Genomic DNA, 20868 nt, shown 5'->3' on the forward strand with positions numbered 1-20868 from the left:
GGCCGAGGGATGCCCCGGCCGGGCTTTTTTAAAATGGCCCGGATCGTCTGGGCGCTGTTGACCAAAGGTGGCAACTATAACGGGCATTTCAGCGCGTAATCCAGTTTTACAACCGGCTTTTGCGACGTCAGTAAATGATGGCGATACACGACAGATACCCTGGCTGAGAACCTGATGAGCAAAAAAGCTTTCGAAGCTGTAGCGCTTTTAAGGACAGGCAGGAACGAATACTCATCAAGGGCCGAGTGCGTACCCGCGCTCACATGGCGCCCGGATACATTAGCGCAAGCCTGATTTACCGTTCATCGTGACTGGATAGCAGAAGGTGGGCTGACCATACATTTGCTTAGAGACTCTGGCTGGAGGTTTTTCCATTGCTGCCAAAACTCCCGGTTATTTCTAATGCCGCCATTTGAGTTTTTTGTCCCGCTAGTGAATGTTCGTGTATCTATTGAGAATTTTGGATCCGGTCGTCCTGGCGTCCTAGGGTCGAACCTAGTCTGATATGGGTTGTCGCCGCGACCGCTGCTATTTGTGTTTTGTTTGAGTTAGCCCGCATAAATTTTGCAATAAGAGTTATGGGTGCCATTAATTGTCTATGTGGGTGAGCACTTCCCAGCGACACCCATCAAAACGCAGTAATTTTTCAGATGAAAGTGCCCACATCACACCGTCTTTTGATTCGATAGAACTGACTTCTTTAGCCGTAATATTGACTTTCTTGATTTTATTATCGGTGATTATGTAAATCCCGTCACTGGCCCCTATATAAATGTGGTCTTGGAATTCAGCTGCTGAGTAAAAATCAGCATCTATATTTTTTCGTGAAAGCACTTTAAAGCCCAGTCGTGCGCTTCCACTAATGATTGTCCCTTGTGAACCTGCTATCCAGACAGTGCCGGAGGTTGAAATACATATACAATGAAGATCGGCGGCCGTGAGTCGGGGTAATTTATGCCATTGGGTTCCATCGTGATTTGCTAGAAAACCATCGGTTCCGACGACGTAGATATCGCCTCTTGAACCGTCTATATCAAACAAGTCGATTGTTTCATCTATGGAAAGCTTGACGCTTTCCATAAAACTCATGTCAGGGTCTTCTGTGATTAATTTGTTTTTTTGAAGTATGTGGTCGTCAAAATGCTCCCAGGTAGATTCATTTCGTCTATAGATCTGTCCCCTGTGGCCACAACTATACATCTGGCCATCTATGAATTTTAGTTTATTGACGTATCCATACATTTTGCTGGATGGATCTAGGCCTGCGTCTTGTATCTTTTCAACGCTAATTGCATCTCTGCTAAAGCATTCAATATAGCCTTCTTCGCTTAGTGCGTAGATTTTGCGTGTTGCTCCTAAAGTCGGAGGCGGGAAGCAGGTTGAGACCACATGCCAGTCTGGCCGGTCATGATAAAACCACTTGTCCTTATTTTTATCTTGGTAGAAAAAAAGGCGAGAATAAGGTTCATCCAGAGCGCGATCAGTGAATGAACATGACATGTAGTACATGTCCCTGTCGATTGCTGAACCCGTATTCATGATTAGGGTTTTTGATTGTTTTGAGGTCATCTCTGTCTTCCTTTAAAAGTTGCCGGCGCCGATTTTACCAAGCGAGCCTGGCGGGGTGGATTTTATAAGTTTGCCTGACTTATCAGCCCTGACTCTGAATTGTGAAGGTAGTCCTTTGGTTTCGTGATAAGCGCGTAGTTGAGCTGCCAGTAGTCCAGAGTTGCACCCAGTAACTCGTGCAGCTGCCAATGCACCCATTACTTCAAGCTTTAACAGGGTAGTGGTTCCGGGTGGTGTTTCAGATAGTCCAAGCGCCGTTTCAAGAGGGTCATAAATCTTATGTATTTTTCCGTGCTGATCCGTAAGTCCTTTTCCTCTTACACAAATAACTAATCCCTCTGACTCGGAAAGACCTCCAGGGATTTGTTTTCTGTTGGGGCCCTGGCGTGGGCCTTGTCTGAATGCGCGATCTGGTACGACATGATGTCCTGTTAAACCTTTCGCTTTGCATGTGTCTGGTTTGAAAGGGCGTAATAAACACTTTTCATTGCCTAAAAATTTCCCGCCATTTTTACCTTTGGATGAAGGTGGATCTATTGCTTTTGTTTCAACGGCACGTGCAGCTCTTTCGGATGCGCCAGCGGTCGTTGAAGTCTTCGCGGGGATGATCGTTAAGGTCGAACGCCAACCCCGGTTGTAGACGCTCATCGTCGCCTTCCAGATGGGCCAACTTGGCGTCGTTGCGCTGGGCCGCCAGTCGCGTTTTGGTAAAGGGCTTGCCAGCGATGTCGCGCTTGTAGCGGCCGGGGTAGTCGTAGCGTTCGTAGTCTTTGTGTTGGTTGTTCAGGTCCTGATCGCCCGTCGCGGTGTGCTGCTGGTTGTAGCGCGGGTGGGTGAAGGTGTAGTCGCGCTGCACCTGCACGGCGGTGCGCACCTGCTCGGTGTAGTGGAACCGGTTCAACGCCGGTTCCAGGGCGTCGCCGCCACTCATGGGCTGGTAGATCACCGGGCAATCGGTGTGTGTGCCAATAGTGCCCAGCCCGCCGACGCGGTCGGTGAGGACAAGGGTGTGGCCGTCGACGCGGTGTTCGAAGGTGTAGAGCAGGCCTTCTTCGGCGGCGAGGCGGGCGATGAAATCGAGGTCGGTTTCGCCAGCCTGCACGCAGTATTCGCGCGGTTGGTGCTCGAAGCAGATTTCGCTGCGGATGTCTGTCAGCTTTTGCTCGGCCAGCACGCTGGTAATGATGTCGGGCACGGTCTGGGCCTGGAAGATGCGCCAGTTGGAGCGCAGCCGGAAGCGCGCCAAGGTGGGTTCGACCACGGCGGTGTAGCGGGTGCGGCGGAAGCCGGTGTCGCCCTGCTGGAACAGGCTGACCAAACCGTGGACGTAGCGCACTGGGGTGTCATTGCGCCAAATGGTGAATACGGCAGCCAGGTCGAGCATGCGGTAAAAATCGATAGCCGGGTGATGGCTGACCAGCTCCAGCTCAAGTTTGAAAGGCTGGGAGAGGCCTTCTTTAAGGGTGAACGAGACCACTTCGAAGGGATCGCCCCGCAGCGGTTCGAAGGTGTAACGCAGGTCGCTTTGACGGGGCATGAAACCTCCTTGTGGTGAGTCCGGATCAGTTGATCAGCCAGCTGGCATCGCCGTTTTCCAGCACGCCTTCGTGGTCGGTGGTGTCACCGACACGGGCCACGGCTTTGCCGTTGATGACCATTGAGGGCGAGCCGCTGATGATCACGGCACCGCAGCCAAGGGTGTCGCCGACGCGGGCAATTGCGCGGCCGTTGACGGTGACGTTTCGCGTACCGCTTTTGACGGTAGTAGGGCCGCATAAAGGGCAATCATGGTCGTGTCCGACCAGAACGACGGCAGGCATAGAGCCTCCTGATAACTATCAAGTCAGTGAACGTTCCACCGCCTGTGCGACGGAACGTGCTGGTTGGCGATTAAGCCGGTTTGCGCCAGTCATCCGAGGCTTCGGTACCGGCCACGACATGGCTCCAGCTGACCTTGCGGTAGGCCAGGCTGGTCTTGATTAACTGGGTGTAGTTGGCGTTGTCGCTGTCCTGAGCGTGGGGCAGCACGGTGTCGATCTCGACGACAGTGGCGTCCTCCAGTTTGGTGGTGAAAAAGTGCTCCTGTTTGCCGTCCCCAGAGGTACGAAACCACTTGACCTCGACGGTCGGCAGCATTTCGCCGGTGGCCAGCGCCTGGTAGAGCATGGGCGAGGCTTTGCTCAGAGCGCTGGTGAAGATCAGTGGCTTATGCACGCGCTGGCCGGCGGGCTGACCGCTTTGCGGGTCGGTAGGCGTGGTGATCTGATGGTCGATTGCCTGTGCAAGGATTTCGTCCTCGTGGCCTTCGACATAAACGTTGCCCACCGAATCAGCGGTGAACGCGCCCTGGGTGATATGGCCTTGGTTTTGGCCGTGGATGCTGATGTACGCGGGTGTTGGCATGACAAACTCCTTGTCGCGATGATTAAACGACCCTGAGGTCGTGGGTTATGGCCCAAGAGGCCATGGCTTTGCAGGCGCTCGGGAGGAGCACGCTGAAAATCGGTTACAGGTTGAGAATCCGCTCCAGGGAGGCGAGTACTTCTTGGGTAATGCTGTTCAGGCGCATCGAGTAGATCGTGTAGGCGCAGGTCAGCACGACAGCGGCCAATGCCCATGGCGTCCACAATGGCCAGGCGCGCTTGATGCGGTAGTTGCGCGGCGCGACGTTTTTCAGCGGATCGGTCAGGCGTTTGGGCGTCTCGCCACGCAATGGACGCAGCAGGCCGTGCAGTTGGTCGATGATCTTCTGTATTTCGTCATCGCCCTTGCTATGGGCGCCGTATTTGCCCTTGAGGCCGGAGATCAGGCACTGGTACATGAACTCCAGCACATGCTGGTACCGCGCCGCTTCGGGGATCATGTTGTTCATGATGGTGAAGAACCGCTCACCGCCTCGGGTTTCCCCATGGAACTGGCTGAGCAATGAGCGGGCGCTCCATGTGGAGAGCCTGCCCCAGGTGGTGCGCATGACCACCTCGTCGATCAGCAGGCACAGGCTGTAGGAGTAGGCCTTGAGCATGCCGGCGTCGTAGTCGAGTTGGCTGACTTCTTCCATGATCGTGGTGATCTGGTTGCTGACGCTTTTGTACAGCGTGGTCACATCATCGTGATGGTCCAGGCGGCGCAGACGGATGACCAGGCCGATCAGGGGCGTGGCGGCGTCGCAGAGCGGGTTCCAGGCCAGGCCACGCATGTCGAATTCAGGGTCTGCGAGCAGCGGTTCGGGTTTGGGCTTGGCCGGTTCCTCTATGGCATCGGCCTCCTTACTGCTGGTGGCCTGTTGCAGATAGCTGAATATCAGGTTGCCGTCATCTGCTGGGGGCGTGGTTTTGGTGGGCATGGACTCACTCATCTTTCTCACTCCTGATCGCCCAGAACTGCAACTCCAGCTCCGGGAATTCACCGGCAATATGGAAACCAAACCCGCTGCCACTGCTCAGGCCTTGCCAAGCAGGGTGATGGCGGTCGAGTTCGAAGTAGCTGAAGCCGGCATGGAACGGCAGGTGCCGTGGCGCCACCGGTAGCGGCAGCAGCGGGATACCCGGCAGTTGCAGGCTGACCAGTTGCTCCAATCCTTCGGTGGAGCTGATCTTGATCTGCTTGGGCAGTTGCTGGCGCAGGGTCTCCGCGGGCAGTTCGGCCCGCACGGCGAGGATGAATTCGGCGTTGTCCAGCAGGCGCTTGTCGTTCAAGGCAGCGGTGCGTACGCCGTATTGCTGCACGACAATCGGCAGCGACACCGCACGTGGTTGCAGCACGGTGCCCAAGGCACGGCGCAGGGTGTGTTCCAGAAGCTGGAAAGACTCGTGCAGGTTGTCGTGCTGGTAGGCCGGGTATTCCTGGGGCAGGTGACCTTCATCGGTAAAGGTCACCAGTTCGCCGCAGGCCTGGGCCAGTGCGATATATAGCCGTTCCGGGTGGACCTGGCGCTGGCGAGCCAGGTGCTGGAACAGCGGAAACAAGCGGTTGAGGGTTTGCAGCAGGTTGAAGTCGGTGACATCGGCCACGCCGGACTGCCCCGGTGAGCCGATGCGCTGGGCCAGGTTCTTGGCCCGCTCGCGCATCAACCCGGCCACTTCACCCAGGTAGCGGTGCAGCGCCGGCACCGCTTGCAGGGATAGGCTGGTGGGGTAGAAATGCTCGTCCATCACCAGGCTGCCATCCGGGCGCTTGTCTTTGATCCTGCCCAGGGCAATGCCGGTGAAGGCACTGCGGTCGCTGCGTTCGAGCATCAGTTGCAGGTTGGGCACGGCCAGGTCCATGCCGACCTGATCGCCGTCATCGCTGTGGGTATCGCGGATTTCTTCGCGCCGGGCGATATAGCGGCTGTTGCCGTACTGGTCGGGCCAGCGCACTTCGAGAGCGCCATTGGAGCGCAGCGGCAGAGCCAGGTAGACGATCTGGCCAACCGCGCTGCTGTCAGCGATCTCCAACGGGGAGGGCGGTGCCAGGTCGTGGGGAATGTCGAAGACGCTGCCGTCGGGCATGATCCCGCGTGCCCGGGTGATGGCGATTTTGCCGAAGCTCAGGTATTCGTCGTTCAACGCCAGCTCGCTGAAGCCATAGAGCGCGTCGTTGAGGCTGTGCAGGCGCTGGTGCACGGCGGCTTCGGCGGCGCGCGCCTGTTGCTGGAAGTGCTGGGGTTTGACGAACAAACCTTCATGCCAGATGACGAGGTTGCGTGAACTCATCGGTGGTTACTCGGGGCAAAAGCGGCTGAAAAGGGCGTCATCGGATTTCTCCTTTGAGGCTGACCTGGGCGGCATCCAACTGCACCAGCACGGCGTACTGGCGGCCCTTGGGCTCGACCCGTAGATGCTGTTTCCACTGGCCGACTTCGCTGCTGTGATAGTTGGCGATCACCGCGATAAATCGGGTGTCTTCATCCAGGGGACGCAGGTCGACGAACTTGAATTGGCCGGGTTGAAGCAGGTAGTCATCGGCGCGGATATAGGTGCTGCCCAGGGTCTTTTTCAGGTCCTCGGCCAGGGCCTGGGGGCTGGCGTTGACCAGCAGCGAGTCATCGGTCAGTTGCAAGACCTTGAAGGCGATTGGCGTGGCGATCTGCTGCAATGCCGGGTTGCCCTGTGGCGTGGTGAGACTGATCCCCTGGTCGTCGTAGTCGCCCAGCAGCACGCCTTCGAGAGGCGACATGGGGATCGTGGGCGCAGGCTCAAAACCCAGCAAAGACTGAGCCGGAACGGTTTCGTAGAGGTGATTGAGCAGGGTCTGCACTTTGTCGGTCAGTGCCTGCGGGCTGGCGGCCTGAACGTTCAGGTTGTAGGGCAAGCGACCCGGCTCCTCGTCGGCAGTGGGTGCGGTGCCGGTACTGATCAGCCGCTGATTAACATTGTCACTGGCATGCAGGCTCAGGGAATAGCGGCTGGGTTGATCGTCGGGGCCGCCGACCGGAATCGATGGGGTCCAGATCACCTGGCCGATCTTGCTAAGCATGGTGCAGCCGCCCAGAGTCAGACAGGCGAGCAACAAGGTGGCCAGGCGCAGGTTGCTGAACAGGCTGGCGGGCTTCCTGGGGGCAGGCGCACCACTGTCAGGCAGTGGCTTTGGCGGTTTTGCCGCCTTCATCGCTTGCAGCGGATCACCTTGTTCCGTCAAGTCCACGGGCTGGCAAAGGCGCTCGAATTCCGGGCACGTGGCAGGTCGTGGATCGGGTAGGGGCAGGCCCGGTAAATCCTCCAGTTTCCAGGCTTGCATATCTTCCGGCTGGCCCGAGAACAGCTCATCGAGCGACCGCTGACCTTGCGCGTGCTCACCGAGCTGCACCGCGACCCGATACGCCCCAATCTGCAACAGGTCGCCGTCGTTGAGGCTCACCGCCACATTGCGGCCCAATGGCAAGTTATGACCGTTGGCGTAGGTACTGCCGCTGCGGTCGATCACGCAGAAGCGCCCTTCGATGACGCGGATGTCGCAATGGTTGGGCTGCACGCTGTTGTGGCGATCTTCCAGACGCCAGTCCGCCGCTGCACTGCCAATGCTGCCACCCTGTGGGCCAAACCGGTGAAGGGGCAAATACCCGTGCAGCAATTGCGCGGGATTATTGATAACCAGGGTCAGCTTCATGCGCGCCCCCGAATCCGCACCACGGCGGGATGACGTTGTTCCTGGTGTTCGATAAAGCTGGTCCAACCCAAGTGGGTGCCGCTGTCGCGTTGCAGGTTGAAGGGCGGCACGTCCTCTTCGCGTAGCCCCAATTCCAGGTCGTAGGCGGTGGCATCGCGCAGCAGAAAGTCCATCAATTGGCGCAACCGCCCGAATTGCTCGCCACTGGGCAAGAACTGACGGAAGCGCGCCTGGGTCAGATTGGGAATGACGAGGGTGAATTTGCTGGCGCGGGTCTTGCTGCGGTCACCCACCACAAAGTCGTTGCCCAGGGTGCCGTTGGCCTTGCCCAACGCCAGGCGCTGGCGCTGCGGTAAGTTCACCGAACGCACCTCGAATTCACGGATGTACACGCCGTGCAGATCAAAGCAATGCTCGACGATGCCGGACACTATCGAAGGTGAACGGCTGCGACTAGCGATCAACCCGGCAAAGCTCAGCAGGCGGCCCCATGGCAGCGGCGTCGCGCCACGCAGGTCGTTGTCGTTCAACCCGATCATGGAAAACACATAACGCGAAAAGCGGTCGCTGGCCTCGACCTGAAAGCGGATGTAGTAGCGGTACTTGCGCCAGCTGTGGTGCAGCAGGGTCAGCAGACGATGGTTGAAAAAGTCCATGAACGCTGGACGAATTCCGCGCTCTTGGGCCTGCTCATAGGCCAGGCGGTCGAGGTAATAGCCAGGTAGCGGTGAGTCGGTGCCGTGTAAACCAAAAAAACTGGTCTGCAGGCGATAGCGCATCTCTTCGCGGTTCTCCTCAAGGCGTGCCGCCTCGACCACGTCGGAGGCCGGAAAGCCCAACCCCGCGTGGCTTTGCAGGCGCACACGACGGCGCGCCGCCGCACTCAAGGGCTGCGCTTCAAGGTCGTCACCATGCAAAGCGTGCAGATGCTCCAGCAGACGGTGAAACGAATAGTTCCGCGCGTCGGCCAGCAGCACATCGGCTAGATCACGGGTTGTCTGCCGGTCAACAGTGGCCATTCATAACGCTCGTTGTTAGTGGTATTGATCACTTCCAGGCGATGGAAGGAATTGATGCTCGCGTACAGGGCAAAGAAGTGCGAAAGCACGCTGGCGAACAGGTACAACTCGCCCTCACAGAGAAAGGCGTTCTGGTCCAGTTTCAGTTGGGTCTGCAGGCCGCGCACCAGCTGGCCTTTCATCAGCCAGTCGATGGGCGTGGTCACCGCCTCGTGGATGCCGTTGAGGCGCTTGCGGGTGGCGCGGGCCTGTTGCAGATCGTGCAGGGCGGCAAAGTCATAGGCGCGGATCACCGCCTTGAGCGGCTCGGCCGACAGCAATGACAGATAGTTCAGCGACAGGTTGGAAATCAGTGTCCAGTGCAGGCTGCTGTCCAGCACAGGCCGGTAGCTGCGCGTCGGTGCAATCAGGTTGGTGTAGGTGGCAAACGACGGCGTGACTTCGGTGGACAGCGACACATCGCCCACACCCAGCATCTGCGGCAGGTCGCGATTGGTGCAGGTCAGTTCGATGGACGCCGCTTCATGTTCGCCGATGTACAGGCTCTCATCGCCACGCACGAAGGCGATGCGATGACGCAGGCCCTCGCGGCCGTGGGATTTCTCGATATGCGTGCGGAAATACAGTGCCGTGCGGCCCCGCGCGTGTTCGATCTCATGCTGGAACGACTCAAACGGCGTAAAGCGTCGCAGCGGATCGCCCTTGCGCTCCTTGTCGGCGGCATCCCAACCGGCCACCTGGTCGACACTGAAAATCTCGTAGGCCTCAGGGCGTTTGCCACTGGGGCTAATACGCCGCTCCAGGCTGCGCCCGTCCAGCGCGATAGGGTTGGCATCGTGGCGGAACAGGTTGACGGCCGGTGCGCAGTACAGGTGCAGGTCGCCGGTACGCAGGCGGATGTCGGGTGGCATGGGCCGGGTGAACTGAAATTCAAAGCGCAGCTTGGTGGCGCTGACATCCGGCCAAACGTGAGCCAACCGAGTCAGGCTGAAAAAATGGAACCGCTGCGGGAACACAAAGTACTCCTGCAGGATGCGGTAGCCATCGAACACATTACGCGGGTAGGGCAGCAGTGCCTCTTCGGCGGTGAAACCAGGGAAGCCAATGTCCTTGGCCGACAGGCGATAGCTTTGCTTCTCAACGTGCAGCGTGACGCTGTCCAGGTAATGAGCAAGCCACAGGTACAAGGTCAGCGCGGTGGCGTTATCGCCGCCCAGATGAAAATCCAGCTGGTCACAGGCCATGCTGGTCAGCGGTTGCTCCGTCAGCACCTTGAGGTCGATGCGCATCACCGAAGCCTCACGGCTGTGGGCATCGCTGACTTCCTGCAGGGCTAGTGGGTACAGGTTGACGTCGGTGCAGGTGCGGAACTGGCAGGAGATGCCATCCACCGGTTTGGCAAACAACGGCGTGCCTTTGGGAATCAGCTGACGTTGGCTGGTCGCATCCGACAACGGTGTAAAACGGATGATGGTTGCGCTGGGCAACGGCCGCAGGTAGTTGGGCCAGAGCATCTGCAACAGTGGATGGGTCAGCTCCGGCAAATCGTCGTCGATCTTCATCCCCAGCTTGGCGGTGAGGAAGGCAAAGCCCTCCAGTAGCCGCTCCACGTCCGGGTCGCCGGCCTGATCACCGAGAAATTGCGCCAGTTGCGGGTTGTCCTCGGCAAACTCGCGGCCGAGTTCGCGCAGGTAGCGCAGCTCCTCGGCAAAGCGTTGTTTCAAGTCCATCGCATCCTCATCTCACGCGGGTGTAGCCGTCGCGGCCATGCATGGCCACCTCGATCTGCACCAGTTCTTCCTTGTGGTTGACCCGCACCTGGCAATCCAGGCGAAAGTTCAGCTCCAGCGGCAGGTCCGGGTCGGGCTGATAACGCACGCCCGTGACCTTGATGCGCGGTTCAAACGCTTCCACCGAACGCCGGATATCGGCGCTGATGGCGACCACCAGATCATTGCTGGCCTGGGTGACCCCATTGAAGTCGCGCAGGCCCAGTTCAGGGCTGCTTTGCGAGCAGCCCTGGCGTGAGTTGAGTACCTGTTCCAGGTGGCGTTTGATCGCCTCGACACGCTGGCGCGCCTGTTCATCCGCGCTGCCGGGGCGGTAGCGCGGTGCATCAGGTTCCAGGCGTTCGAACAGGCTGCCGCCCACTTATTGGGTGTCCAGCCGACCGACCAACGAGATCTCGAAGTTGGCGCCCATGTACTTGAAGTGCGGGCGCACCGCCAGCGACACCTGGTACCAACCCGGATCGCCGGCCACGTCCTGCACAACGATCTGCGCGGCGCGCAAGGGACGACGACTGCGTACATCGGATGAAGGGTTCTCCTGGTCGGCGATGTACTGCTTGAGCCAGGTGTTGAGTTCGCGCTCCAGGTCCTGGCGTTCTTTCCAACTGCCGATCTGTTCGCGCTGCAGCACCTTGATGTAGTGGGCCAGGCGATTGACGATAAATAGGTACGGCAACTGGGTGCCGAGCTTGTAGTTGGTCTGGGCTTCCTGGCCTTCGCGGGTCTTGGGGAAGTTCTTCGGTTTTTGCACCGAGTTGGCGGAGAAGAACGCCGCGTTGTCGCTGTCTTTGCGCATGGTCAGCGGGATGAATCCGGCTTCGGCCAGCTCGAATTCCTTGCGGTCGGAAATCAGCACTTCGGTAGGGATTTTGGCCTGCAATTGGCCGAGGGATTCGTACAAGTGCACCGGCAAGTGGTCCACTGCACCGCCGGATTGCGGGCCGATGATGTTCGGGCACCAGCGGTAGCGAGCAAAGCTGTCGGTGATGCGCGAAGCCATCAAGAACGCGGTGTTGCCCCACAGGTAATTGTCGTGGTTACCGTCGACGGTTTCGTCATAGCCGAAGCTGCGGGTCGAGTTGTCTTCGGTGCTGTACGGCGTGCGCAGCAAGAAGCGTGGCAGGGTCAGGGCCAGATGGCGGGCGTCTTCGGACTCGCGCAGGCCACGCCATTTGGTGTGGCGTGGGCCGTCAAAAATGTCGCTTATTTCCTTGAGGTCGGGCAGGCCCTGGAAACCTTCGAGGTTGAACAGCTCTGGGCCTGCTGCCGAGACAAACGGCGCATGGGACATGGCGCCGATGGACGCTACATAGCTGAGCAACTTGATGTCCGGCGAGCTGGGGCCAAAAGTGTAGTTGCCGACGATGGCACCCACAGGCTCACCACCAAACTGGCCGTAGCCGGCGGTGTAGACGTGCTTGTACAAGCCACTGCGGGTGATGTCGCCGGCATTGTCGAAGTCGTCCAGCAGTTCCTCTTTGGTGACGTGTAGCATTTCCAGCTTGATGTTCTCGCGAAAATCCGTGCGATCCACCAACAGCTTCAGGCCGCGCCACGCCGACTCCAGTTGCTGGAACTGCGGTTGATGCAGAATCACGTCCATCTGCTTGCTCAACGCACGGTCGATTTCGGCAATCATCTGGTCGACCCGGTGCTTGTTCACCGGCTGCTGGTGATCGCCGCTTTGCAGGATCTCACTGATGAACGCGGCCACGCCTTGGCGGGCAACGGCATAGCCTTCCTGGGACGGGCGAATGGTGGTGTTGGCCAGCAGTTGGTCAAGCAGCGACGGTTCTTCGTCAGCCACCAATACTTGGGCGGCGGCGCTTTCCATAGGCATGGGGAATACTCCGTTGAGAAGGGCGTTCAAATCAATTGCTTGGCGCGTTGAGCACCAAGTTGAGTTCGCTGGCCAGGCGTTGGCGGGCGGTTTCATCAGTCAGCAGGTTTTGCAGGTGTTTGCGAAAGGCCGGGACATTGCCCATCGGGCCTTTGAGCGCAACCAGGGCTTCGCGCAGTTCCAGCAACTTGTTCAATTCCGGTACTTGGCGGGCAACCGCGTCGGGGCCGAAGTCATTGATGTTTTTGAATTGAAGTTGCACGTTCAAGTCGGTGTCGTGATCGTTGTTCAGAACAGACGGAACCGCCATATCCAGAGAAACTTCGGCTTTGGTCAGAACTTCATTGAAGGTGTCTTTGTCTATTCGAACGGATTGTCTGTCTTCCAGGGCGGTTAGTTCACCGTGGCCTTTGAAGTCGCCCGTTATCAACAACTTCAGGGGCAGCTCAACTTCGGCCTGTTGATCGCCCGTGGCCGGGACGTACTTGATGTTGACGCGTTCTTTGGGGGCGACAGAACCATGAGATTTCGACATGGGAAAAATCCTTTTTCGTAAGGTCGGCGTATTAGAAACAGCTGTTGCAAGGCTTGTCATGTAGGACGAAATGGACGCGATTCGTGGGCTTTGGATGTAGGAAATTGCGTTTTGAAGGGGGTTTCTAAATTTCCTACGTTCGCTGTGGATGCTTCTGAAAGACACCTCTTTTTATTCGGGATTTAGCACTGTGTTGCTCGTCTTTTACTTGCCTAATTCATTGGGCGCAGGTGACGCTTTGTAAGTTAATTGATTTAACTTTCGGTCTAAATAGCGTGAGTTCGAAAGTTGAAAAATATCCGGTTTGGATTCGACGAGGCATATCAGGAGGCGTTGATGCGCAACGGATGGCGAGGATGGAAATGGGGGCTCTGCTTGACGGTTGTGGCGGTAGTGGACGCGCAAGCAGCGACCCAAGATTGCCCTTCCATCGTTTCACCCTTGAAACGCCTGGAGTGTTTTGATCTGGCCGCCGGCACGCCTATTCATCACACACCAGCGCCGCCGCGTGCCATTGGCCGGATATTGCCGATTGTCGATTTGGTCCAGCGCAATGAGGCCAAGCGTCCGCCCGAAGATCAACGTTTTCTGTTGTCGTCATTCCCTGAGCCGGACAATGACCAGCAACACCGTCTGGTGATTTCCGCCCCAGCCTTGGGCGCGTTGCCGCCGCGGCCTTATCTGGCCGTCAGCTGCGAGTCGAAAATTTCGCGCCTGCAACTGGTGCTGGATGAGCCGGCCAAGCCCAACAAAATTCGCATTCAACTGTTCAAGGACGAGCGACCGGTGTCCGAGGCCTACCAGTGGCAGGTCTTGGACGACGCTGGTCTGGTGGTGGATGCCGGACGCGGGCTGCAGGCCATTGCCTTGTTGCGCAATATGGGCGGCGGCCAGCGCCTGCGGCTGGAGAGCGACTATCCCCGGCTGCACGGCCTGGTCTTCGACGCCGAAGGGCTGGGCGAACTGATCGAGCAGGAGCGCCAAGTATGTCGCTGGTGATCGACGTGCCGGCAGACACCGTCAAGCTGCTGCTGACCCCCATCGACCCGGAGCAACCCGCCGGCCATTTCGATGTTGAGGACGAAACCTACCAGGCCATCGACCAGGAAATGGTCAAACTCGGCGGTCTGCGTGAAGGCGACATCGACTGGCCTTATATTGACGAAGCCTCCCGCCAATACCTGGCGACCCAGTGCAAGCACTGGCGCATCCTTGGCCATCTGCAAGTAGTTTGGTTGCGCACCCGCCAATGGGCGCGCTGGGCCGATGCCCTGGGCCTGATAGCCGGCATGGTCGAACTGTATTGGGACAGTGCCTACCCCAAGCCCGGCCCCACCGGCTATCTGAACAAACGCAAGCAGGTCCAACGCCTGCTGGGCGAGCTTGTGCAGGTGTTGCCGACGTTGGAACGCAGCAGTTTTGAACCGGCCTATCAAGCCGCGGCGGAACTGGCCCTGGCCAATCTGCAACGCTGCGTCGAAAGCGCCAAGCTCGACCCCGCACCGTTGGACGCGTTGCAACGCCAACTGGACAAATATAGCGAGCCGGTCGTTGCCACGGAGCCAGCCCGTGCGGCCACCTCCGGCAGCGCGCTGGAGTCGGCCTTTTTCCCCAGTCTCAAACCGCAAGCGCCGAGTAACGAGCGCGAACAACGCCGCGCCGTGTTGAATATGGCTGAGCAGATCAACCAGCAAGACCCCTACGACCCCACCGGTTACCAACTGCGACGCTTCGGCCTGTGGTCGCATCTGCGCACCGCGCCGCCCATCACCCGCGACCGACGCACCGAATTGACCGCCGTGCCCAAGGACATCGTCGACGGCTACCAGGACGCGCTGAACCACAACGCCATTGAGCCGAACCTGCTGCTGCGCATCGAAAAAAGCGTCTGCGCCTCGCCGTACTGGCTGCGCGGCAGTTACCTGGCGGCCCAGGTCGCTTCGCGCCTGGCGATGGAAGAAGTGGCCGCCGCCATCCGCCAGACCTGCGAGCGGTTTGTCTGCCGCCTGCCGGCGCTGCTGGAGTTGTGTTTCAGCGACGGCACACCGTTCGTGGATGCACAAACCCAGGCCTGGATCACCGGCGCCGATCAGGCGCAAGCCACCAGTAGCCCGGTGCAGGAATATGCCGGGCTGCGCGACGAACTGACCACCCAGCTCAACACCGAAGGCGTCGAAGTGGTGTTGCTGCGCCTGCAGGACCTGCACGCCACCCATGACACCCCGCGCCAACGCAGCTACGCCACGGTGATTGCCGCCGACCTGTTGGCATCCCGTGGCCTGTCTTGGCTGGCGGACGATCTGTACGCCAGCGTTGCCCGGCTGATGCGCGAGACCACGGCGCAGGGGTGGGAGCCGGAGTTGTACCGGAAGGTGGCGGCTGTTATCAGTGAGAGTAAGGACTAGCCACGATGCCCCGTCAAAGTGACCTGCGTTTCACCTTTGAACCCTTGAAGGGCGATGCCTTCGAGGTGGTCTCTTTCACCCTTGAAGAAGGCCTTTCCCAACCGTTCAAACTCGAACTGGAATTGGCGAGCCATAACGCCGCTATCGACTTCAATCGGGTGCTCGATCTGGCAGGGCTTTTCACGCTCTGGCGTGGTGAGGCTCCGGTACGTTACGTCCACGGGCTGGTCAGCCTGTTCACCCAAGGGGACACCGGTTTTCGCCGCACCCGCTACACCGCCGTGGTCGAACCGACCCTGAAGCGTTTCGACCTGCGTTCCAACTGGCGCATCTTCCAGGCCCAGACCGTGCCCGACATCATTACCAGCGTGCTGGCCGAACAAAAGCTGACCGACATCCGCAGCGAAATCTGCTTCGAGCACCAACCCCGCGAGTACTGCGTGCAAGCCGGTGAAACCGACCTCGACTTCATCGCCCGCCTCGCCGCCGAAGAAGGCCTGCTTTACACCTTCGAACACCGCGTCGACGGCCACACCCTTGTCCTCACCGACCGCGTCGGCGGGCTGGGCACTATCGGCACCCACACCGATTGCCCGGTGATCTACCAGCCCATGAGCGGCGGCGACTCGATGGAACCGGCGTTAAACCGCTTTCACTACACCGAACAAGTACGCACCGCCGTGCAGGTGCAGCGCGACTACACCTTCACCCACCCGCGCTACAACCAGCAGCACACCGCCACCGGCGACCAGGACCTGAACAACCAGCACAAGGATTACGAACGCTACGACTACCCCGGCCGCTACAAACGCGACATCGCCGGCAAGCCCTTTACCAAGACGCGTCTGGCCGCCCTGCGCAACGACGCCAAGCTGGCCCATGTGGAGGGCGACGATGAACGCCTGCAACCTGGGTTGGCGTTCGACCTCAACGATCATCCGCGTGAGGACTTCAACGACCGCTGGCGCACCATCGCCATCAAGCACGAAGGCAAACAGCACACCAGCTTGCAGGAAGAATCGTCAGGCAGTGGCGTCGGCACCTCTTATGAAATGAAGGCCAGCGCCATCCGCTGGACCTCGGAATGGAAAGCGCCGCTACGTGACAAACCCTGCATCGACGGCCCGCAGATCGCCACGGTGGTCGGCCCGCCTGGTGAGGAGATCTATTGCGATAAATGGGGCCGGGTCAAGGTGCAATTCCCATGGGACCGCGCTGATAAAAACAACGATCAGAGTTCGTGCTGGATTCGCGTTTCGCAAGGCTGGGCCGGCGCGACGTGGGGTGCCATGGCCGTGCCGCGCGTGAATCAGGAACTAATTATCAGCTTTTTGGATGGCGATCCTGACCAGCCTATCGCCACGGGGCGGACCTACCGCGAGACCAATCTGCCGCCCTATGAACTGCCCAAGCTCAAGGCTGTGGCGACGACCAAGAGCCGTGAGTTCAAGGGCACGCGTGCCAACGAGCTTCGCATCGACGACACCACCGCACAAATCAGCGCGGCGTTAATGAGTGATCACGAGCATAGCGCGCTGCACTTGGGCTACCTCACTCATCCACGCCACTACGGTGGCGGTAAACCTAGGGGCGAAGGTTTTGAGTTGCGCACCGATGGTCACGGCGCGTTGCGCGCAGCCAAAGGTTTATTGCTGACCGCCGAAGCTCAACTGAAGGCTGGCGCGGGTCAACTGGAGCGCCAACAGGTGATCGAGGTGTTGCAAGCCGCCCTGACATTGGCCAAACAGCTGGGGGCATCTGCCGAAAACGCCCAAGGCATTGCTCAGGATCCGCAGCCGCAAAAATCCCTGACCGATGCAGTCAATGCGCTGGGGCATGGCGCTAATGATCAAGCCGATGGCACCGGCAATGGCGCGCAACCCATCATCGCGTTAAGTGGGCCTGGCGGGATTGCTGCCGCCACGTCCCGCAGCATCGCCATGGGCGCAGGCGAGCACATCGACAGCGTGGCACAACAAAACCAGCAACTTAGCGCCGGCCAAAAAGTGGTGATCAATGCAGGTGATGAAATCGGCCTGTTTGCCCAGGGTGGCGACATGCGCCATATCGCCCACAACGGCCAACTGCTGTTGCAGGCCCAGCACAACAGCATTCATGTGCAAGCCGACCAAAGCGTGGAAATCAGCGCCAGCCAGCAACATGTGTTGGTGGCCGCCGACAAGCACATCACCCTGTTGTGCGGTGGGGCTTATATCAAGATGCAGGGCGGCAATATCGAGTTGGGGATGCCCGGCAACTTCACGGTGAAGGCTGCGAACAAGTACTTCATTGACCCAGGCAATGCCGCTGCAGAACTCAATAACTGGCCCAGCACATCGTTCAACGAACGCTTTCAAACGCTCCTCGCCGACGGGAAACCTATCCGCAACCGCGCCTATGCATTGGTTCGCAAGGATGGCGCACGTTTTGAGGGCCGTACCGATGCTGAAGGCTTCGTCACCCTGCAACAGGGCATGACGCTGGAAGGGCTTGTACTGGAATGGCTGGATAACGGAGAACCCGCATGACCGAGAATCCATCGGCGCCTCGTGTTGCGCCCATGACCTACAACGCCCGGGGCAACCCCGTGCATACCTGGACCCTGACGCCCAGCCATATCACCGACCCGGTGCAGTGCATATTGCCGCCGGACGGGATATTGCCGGTAATTTTTGTGCCGGGGATCATGGGGTCGAATTTGAAGAGTAAGCCTGATAAGCGCAATAAAAAGGAAAAGGCCGTTCCCGTATGGCGGCTGGATGCGGGGTTCATGGGCAAAAACATGTGGCTGGCCTTGAACTGGATCAACAAAAAGGCTGGCATACGACAAAAACTGTTGCACCCGGCCAGGGTGGACGTCGACAACCAGGGCGCGGTGCCTGAACGTGCTGCCGGTACGGTATTGGCACAGCCAGGGCTGGACAGGAAAAAGACCCTTTTGGCCCTGAAAGAACGCTATGAAGAGCGTGGTTGGGGAGAGGTGAGCGAAACCAGCTATCACGCTTTTCTTCTTTGGCTGGAAGAGGCTCTGAACAGCGGGTTCTTGCCTCATCAATGGCCACAGTTCGACATCTTGCCGGAGCACTTGCATACCGTCGCCGTCGAGCCTGGGTCGACTCATATCACTCGGTTAAAACCCGAAACTCCGATTGGCATGCCAGGGCTGGGTGCCAACCTCGCCAGCCAGTTGCCGTCGATTGTCTCGGATGAGCTGGTGGCGCGAGCTGGTTACCGAATGCCGGTGCATGCTTGTGGTTATAACTGGTTGGACTCCAACAAAGTCGCTGCACAGCGTCTGGCCGAACGCATTGACGAACTGCTGCACCAATACGGTCGCAACTGTCAGCAGGTGATACTCGTCACTCATTCCATGGGCGGATTGGTGGCGCGTCGATGTGCCCAGTTGCCCGGTATGGCCGCCAAAATTGCCGGTGTCGTGCATGGGGTAATGCCCGCCACTGGGGCACCGGTTGCTTATCGCCGTTGCAAGGTCGGCATGGCCGATGAAGATCCTATTGCCGGTGCGGTGATTGGTCCGACAGGCCAGGAAGTGACCGCCGTGTTTGCGCAGGCTCCCGGTGCCCTGCAATTGCTGCCCACACAAAATTACGCTCCAGGTTGGCTGCGGCTGATTGACGACCAAGGCGTTTCGGCGATGCCGCGCCAGCCCGTGAAGGATCCTTACGACGAGATCTATTTACGCCGCGACCGGTGGTGGGGGTTATTGCGCGAAGAATGGTTGGCGCCCAAGGATGGTGATGCGATCACGTGGGAGATTTTTGAGGAAAACATATCGGAAGCGAAGCAGTTCCATCTGACAATCGCGGGCTCCTATCACCCTCAAACCTACGTCTACTACGGCAACGACGACAAACATCGCAGCTTCGAATCCATCACTTGGCAAATGCAGCGTGGGTCTCGCCTCAATGGTCCCTACGGCTCACACCCTGATAGCTTCACGGTTTCAAACCTCGAGATGCATCAGGTAAGGGATGATGGCCGTAGCCCTGTGTATGTGGGCGGGCACAACCAAGCCATACCTCCCATGCGTGGCGACCCCGATGCGCCAGTCAAAACCGTGCAGACCAGCTACTGGGAGTTGCATTGCCAAATGCAGGACGGCTCCGGCGACGGCACCGTCCCAGTGAGCTCGGGCAGCGCGCCGGTCAAGCATGCGCGTAATGGCGAGGTCCGCCAGCAAATCAAGGCGCCTGGTTTCGATCATGAAGCGTCCTATGCCAGCCCGGTCGCGCAGCATTTCACCCTCTATTCCCTTATCAAAATAGCGGCGAAAGCCAAGAGGCCCCTATGCGTCAGCTGATTCTTTTTTTTGCATGCATGGTGCTGGGTTCTCTCACCGGATGTGCCGCTTTCAAACAGCCCAGCGAACAGGAGAAAAATAACGTGAGCGAAATGACTACCCACATGCGTACCTGGGCGCTGGGCCGTGGCCTGATTGATGTGCCGGCCAACTGGACGGGCGGCGGGGATGTGAAATTGTATTACGGGCTTGGCGCCGATCACTCATCGGTAGAGGTGCGTGTATTGGGAGAGGGCGTGACACAAGAGCGGTTTGATGCTGCGTTGAATGAGCGGGCACGTCGAATCGCGGCAATCAAAAACGATGAAATGAATAATATACCGATGCTGGTTTCGGCTTTGAGGGAGACACCGCAAAGTGTCATGTTGCAATACTACATGCGTATGACTCAGCGCCAAACCTTCGTTCACGAACTCCATCTTCTTGTCGGTGACGCCTACGTCATGCTCCGCGCCGACTCCTTCAAAGGCAATACGGCGCCAGTTGAGGCACGCCTGTTAAAGCTGTCTAAAGAAATATTCAAGGTCAATGAGCCACAGAACGCAGGAGCAGGCTTCGCCTTGGGCCCCATCGTAATCAGAAGCCATCACGATCAGGAAATCGCCAGCTTCGATTTTAGTCCCCCTGCGTCTGACATATCGCTGAACATCTATATCAACGCGCTCTCACCTGATGACGAAGAACGCTTGCACGTCCGCACCCAAAAAGACACGAAGATCTTTCTCGCTGGCGATTATGAAAATTTGCGAGCAGGAAAAATCACTCTGGCCGATATGCAAGCGGAAGAGTCCCTGATTGGCTTCAGTGATGACACTCATCGTCAAATACTCTTCGTGAGCGAGAACTACCGCGATAATCCTTCCCTAAGCCGCCCGGCAATGAGTGTCCGTCTTTCGGCTGGTGGCATGAAAGCAGGCCCCATTGACCCTAACGAACCAGAAGACCTGGTGCGTTGGACCCTCCCCGAATTCGCCAACAAAGGCTACGAAATACCGCTCTGGCAACGCCCGAACCGCCCGGCGCGAGCAGAACCCGTCAACCCCTCACTCACCGACTACGAAGCCATGGCCGTCTGGGACGCGATCCTCAAGTCCGTGCGCATCCGCTACGGTGCGGTCGAACCCAAGCCGGATCCTTGGTTCAACCCCCGTGGACCTACGCCCGAAGACGCCGCCGAAAGCAAACGCATCCTTGATGAGTTTATTGCCAGCCTTGAGGCGCGCAAGCCATGACAACGGAAGGGGCTTTTGCGAGAGCGAAGGGGGGACATGTTCATCCTGTCCATGGGCAACGAACACAACA

At 58.6% G+C, this 20868-nt stretch carries 18 protein-coding genes; 5 read left to right on the forward strand and 13 right to left on the reverse strand.

Annotated features, from left to right (window positions below; all coding sequences use genetic code 11):
* Positions 1 to 588: 588 nt before the first annotated feature.
* From BM70_RS0114770 to tssB, 13 genes are all read right to left on the reverse strand, one after another.
* Positions 589 to 1569 carry a hypothetical protein gene (locus tag BM70_RS0114770; protein ID WP_025856725.1) on the reverse strand — a complete coding sequence of 327 codons (981 nt, stop codon included), beginning with the start codon at positions 1567 to 1569 and terminating at the stop codon, positions 589 to 591.
* 12 nt (positions 1570 to 1581) lie between these two features.
* Positions 1582 to 2217 carry a hypothetical protein gene (locus BM70_RS33090; protein WP_155952161.1) on the reverse strand — a complete coding sequence of 212 codons (636 nt, stop codon included), beginning with the start codon at positions 2215 to 2217 and terminating at the stop codon, positions 1582 to 1584.
* On the reverse strand, positions 2117 to 3106 hold the full coding sequence (gene tssI / locus BM70_RS0114775; protein ID WP_025856726.1) for a type VI secretion system tip protein TssI/VgrG: 990 nt from the start codon (positions 3104 to 3106) through the stop codon (positions 2117 to 2119). The genes BM70_RS33090 and tssI overlap by 101 nt, the downstream gene beginning before the upstream one ends.
* A 25-nt stretch (positions 3107 to 3131) precedes the next feature.
* A complete protein-coding gene (locus tag BM70_RS0114780; protein WP_025856727.1) occupies positions 3132 to 3389 on the reverse strand; it encodes a PAAR domain-containing protein in 258 nt (85 codons plus the stop codon).
* Between the two features lie 70 nt (positions 3390 to 3459).
* Positions 3460 to 3972, reverse strand: a complete 513-nt coding sequence (locus BM70_RS0114785) for an Hcp family type VI secretion system effector (protein ID WP_025856728.1) — start codon at positions 3970 to 3972, stop codon at positions 3460 to 3462.
* Positions 3973 to 4075: 103 nt separating this feature from the next.
* Positions 4076 to 4924 carry a type IVB secretion system protein IcmH/DotU gene (gene icmH / locus BM70_RS0114790; RefSeq protein WP_025856729.1) on the reverse strand — a complete coding sequence of 283 codons (849 nt, stop codon included), beginning with the start codon at positions 4922 to 4924 and terminating at the stop codon, positions 4076 to 4078.
* Positions 4917 to 6263: a type VI secretion system baseplate subunit TssK gene (gene tssK, locus BM70_RS0114795; protein ID WP_025856730.1), complete on the reverse strand. Its 1347-nt coding sequence runs from the start codon at positions 6261 to 6263 to the stop codon at positions 4917 to 4919. Before tssK ends, icmH begins: the two co-directional genes overlap by 8 nt.
* A 37-nt stretch (positions 6264 to 6300) precedes the next feature.
* Positions 6301 to 7656 (reverse strand): type VI secretion system lipoprotein TssJ, encoded by a 1356-nt coding sequence (gene tssJ, locus BM70_RS31885; RefSeq protein ID WP_051556763.1) that lies wholly within the window; start codon positions 7654 to 7656, stop codon positions 6301 to 6303.
* Positions 7653 to 8675: a type VI secretion system baseplate subunit TssG gene (gene tssG / locus BM70_RS0114805; protein WP_025856732.1), complete on the reverse strand. Its 1023-nt coding sequence runs from the start codon at positions 8673 to 8675 to the stop codon at positions 7653 to 7655. Before tssG ends, tssJ begins: the two co-directional genes overlap by 4 nt.
* A complete protein-coding gene (gene tssF / locus BM70_RS0114810) occupies positions 8639 to 10405 on the reverse strand; it encodes a type VI secretion system baseplate subunit TssF (protein ID WP_025856733.1) in 1767 nt (588 codons plus the stop codon). Before tssF ends, tssG begins: the two co-directional genes overlap by 37 nt.
* A gap of 7 nt (positions 10406 to 10412) precedes the next feature.
* Positions 10413 to 10826: a type VI secretion system baseplate subunit TssE gene (tssE, locus tag BM70_RS0114815; RefSeq protein WP_025856734.1), complete on the reverse strand. Its 414-nt coding sequence runs from the start codon at positions 10824 to 10826 to the stop codon at positions 10413 to 10415.
* A complete protein-coding gene (tssC, locus tag BM70_RS0114820; RefSeq protein WP_025856735.1) occupies positions 10827 to 12299 on the reverse strand; it encodes a type VI secretion system contractile sheath large subunit in 1473 nt (490 codons plus the stop codon).
* 37 nt (positions 12300 to 12336) lie between these two features.
* Positions 12337 to 12840 (reverse strand): type VI secretion system contractile sheath small subunit, encoded by a 504-nt coding sequence (gene tssB / locus BM70_RS0114825; protein WP_025856736.1) that lies wholly within the window; start codon positions 12838 to 12840, stop codon positions 12337 to 12339.
* A 288-nt stretch (positions 12841 to 13128) separates the two neighbouring features.
* On the opposite strand from tssB, the gene vasI reads away from it, so the two are divergent.
* The 5 genes from vasI to BM70_RS0114850 are packed head-to-tail and all read left to right on the forward strand — an operon-like array spanning position 13129 to position 20798.
* Complete coding sequence (vasI, locus tag BM70_RS0114830; RefSeq protein WP_256220910.1) at positions 13129 to 13839, forward strand: type VI secretion system-associated protein VasI; 711 nt, start codon at positions 13129 to 13131, stop codon at positions 13837 to 13839.
* The gene (gene tssA / locus BM70_RS0114835) at positions 13827 to 15245 is read left to right on the forward strand and encodes a type VI secretion system protein TssA (RefSeq protein WP_025856738.1); all 1419 of its coding nucleotides are present in this window, start codon (positions 13827 to 13829) and stop codon (positions 15243 to 15245) included. The genes vasI and tssA overlap by 13 nt, the downstream gene beginning before the upstream one ends.
* 5 nt (positions 15246 to 15250) lie before the next feature.
* Positions 15251 to 17773: a type VI secretion system Vgr family protein gene (locus BM70_RS0114840; RefSeq protein ID WP_025856739.1), complete on the forward strand. Its 2523-nt coding sequence runs from the start codon at positions 15251 to 15253 to the stop codon at positions 17771 to 17773.
* Positions 17770 to 19566, forward strand: a complete 1797-nt coding sequence (locus BM70_RS0114845) for a triacylglycerol lipase (RefSeq protein WP_025856740.1) — start codon at positions 17770 to 17772, stop codon at positions 19564 to 19566. The genes BM70_RS0114840 and BM70_RS0114845 overlap by 4 nt, the downstream gene beginning before the upstream one ends.
* Positions 19554 to 20798 carry a T6SS immunity protein Tli4 family protein gene (locus BM70_RS0114850; RefSeq protein ID WP_025856741.1) on the forward strand — a complete coding sequence of 415 codons (1245 nt, stop codon included), beginning with the start codon at positions 19554 to 19556 and terminating at the stop codon, positions 20796 to 20798. The genes BM70_RS0114845 and BM70_RS0114850 overlap by 13 nt, the downstream gene beginning before the upstream one ends.
* Positions 20799 to 20868: the final 70 nt, after the last annotated feature.

Source organism: Pseudomonas sp. CHM02 (assembly GCF_000612585.1).
In the GTDB taxonomy this organism is placed as follows: Bacteria; Pseudomonadota; Gammaproteobacteria; order Pseudomonadales; family Pseudomonadaceae; genus Aquipseudomonas.

Coding starts and splice junctions, on each gene's coding strand:
- tssG (WP_025856732.1), bottom strand. CDS start 8,675: ATGGCCACTGTTGACCGGCAGACAACCCGTGATCTAGCCGATGTGCTG.
- BM70_RS0114780 (WP_025856727.1), bottom strand. CDS start 3,389: ATGCCTGCCGTCGTTCTGGTCGGACACGACCATGATTGCCCTTTATGC.
- tssA (WP_025856738.1), top strand. CDS start 13,827: ATGTCGCTGGTGATCGACGTGCCGGCAGACACCGTCAAGCTGCTGCTG.
- tssF (WP_025856733.1), bottom strand. CDS start 10,405: ATGGACTTGAAACAACGCTTTGCCGAGGAGCTGCGCTACCTGCGCGAA.
- icmH (WP_025856729.1), bottom strand. CDS start 4,924: ATGAGTGAGTCCATGCCCACCAAAACCACGCCCCCAGCAGATGACGGC.
- tssK (WP_025856730.1), bottom strand. CDS start 6,263: ATGAGTTCACGCAACCTCGTCATCTGGCATGAAGGTTTGTTCGTCAAA.
- tssJ (WP_051556763.1), bottom strand. CDS start 7,656: ATGAAGCTGACCCTGGTTATCAATAATCCCGCGCAATTGCTGCACGGG.
- BM70_RS0114770 (WP_025856725.1), bottom strand. CDS start 1,569: ATGACCTCAAAACAATCAAAAACCCTAATCATGAATACGGGTTCAGCA.
- BM70_RS0114850 (WP_025856741.1), top strand. CDS start 19,554: ATGCGTCAGCTGATTCTTTTTTTTGCATGCATGGTGCTGGGTTCTCTC.
- tssB (WP_025856736.1), bottom strand. CDS start 12,840: ATGTCGAAATCTCATGGTTCTGTCGCCCCCAAAGAACGCGTCAACATC.
- BM70_RS0114840 (WP_025856739.1), top strand. CDS start 15,251: ATGCCCCGTCAAAGTGACCTGCGTTTCACCTTTGAACCCTTGAAGGGC.
- BM70_RS33090 (WP_155952161.1), bottom strand. CDS start 2,217: ATGAGCGTCTACAACCGGGGTTGGCGTTCGACCTTAACGATCATCCCC.
- BM70_RS0114785 (WP_025856728.1), bottom strand. CDS start 3,972: ATGCCAACACCCGCGTACATCAGCATCCACGGCCAAAACCAAGGCCAT.
- BM70_RS0114845 (WP_025856740.1), top strand. CDS start 17,770: ATGACCGAGAATCCATCGGCGCCTCGTGTTGCGCCCATGACCTACAAC.
- tssI (WP_025856726.1), bottom strand. CDS start 3,106: ATGCCCCGTCAAAGCGACCTGCGTTACACCTTCGAACCGCTGCGGGGC.
- tssC (WP_025856735.1), bottom strand. CDS start 12,299: ATGGAAAGCGCCGCCGCCCAAGTATTGGTGGCTGACGAAGAACCGTCG.